This is a genomic window from Catenibacterium sp. UBA627 (genome assembly GCF_002299355.1).
Classification (GTDB): Bacteria; Bacillota_I; Bacilli_A; order Erysipelotrichales; family Coprobacillaceae; genus Catenibacterium; species Catenibacterium mitsuoka.
Window position 1 is genome coordinate 4,110 of sequence record NZ_DBPF01000114.1, and the last position, 953, is coordinate 5,062.

The window sequence follows — 953 nt, forward strand, 5'->3', positions numbered from 1 at the left end:
TAAAAAAATACTTGAATAAGTATATTGTAAGTGCTATCATTTCACCGTGTGAAAAACGTATAGGATTGTTACTATTGAATTAGGCAAGACCAAAGTAAACCTTCTTTTTTAGAGGGGTACTTTGGTCTTTTTTGTTGGTCCTATATAGAAAAGAAAGGAAAAGGGATAATGAACAAAAAACAAGGTGTTATTGGATTAGTTGCAACTGTCATGATTGCGAATGCTGCATTTGTTGATGTAAGACCAGTCTATGCTGTAGAAAACTCAAATCTTGCTAAAGGATGTACTGTTAATGCAAGTAGTTATGAAGTAGATTCTACATCACCAAGCAAAGCAGTAGATGGTGATATTAAGACTCGCTGGGGAACTGCACAGAATAAGGCAGACAATGAATGGATTGAAATTAATCTAGGTGGAGAAAAGACAGTACGTCAGATTAATATCAATTTCGAAAGAACGGATGATGCACAGAATATTCTAGGCTATAAGATTGAACTAGAAGAAAACGGACAATATAAAGAAGTATATAGAAAGACTACTAAAGCTAAACAAGCTGAAATCATTCAGTTAGATAAAGATCATCAAGCCACTAAAGTAAAGGTAACTGTACTTTCTGCAGATGCAGGTACAATCAACTGGAAAAATGTCGGAATCAATGAAATTGAAGTCTATAGTAAAATCATTGAAAAAGCAGATGCTACGCCTAATAAGAACCATATGGCAAATGCTACAGTCACTGCATCAAGTAGTGAAGCTAATACACTTAGTCCAGATAAAGTAAAAGATGGAAGCACAGAAAAAGCGAACCGCTGGGCAAGTGATTATGAAAATCCAACTACTAATATCTGGTTAAATACTAAATTTGCTGGATTGACTCTCGTTAAGGAACTTAAGATTCATTTCTTTGAAAGAGATGTAGCACCAATGCCATCTAACGTAAAGAGTTTTGATAT

1 protein-coding gene is annotated in these 953 nt (G+C 34.5%); it reads left to right on the forward strand.

All coding sequences use genetic code 11. The annotated features are described in order from the left end of the window. Positions 1-168 precede the first annotated feature (168 nt). A partial coding sequence (locus tag B2S90_RS07435; RefSeq protein WP_286696805.1) for a discoidin domain-containing protein occupies positions 169-953 on the forward strand: 785 nt, incomplete at its 3' end.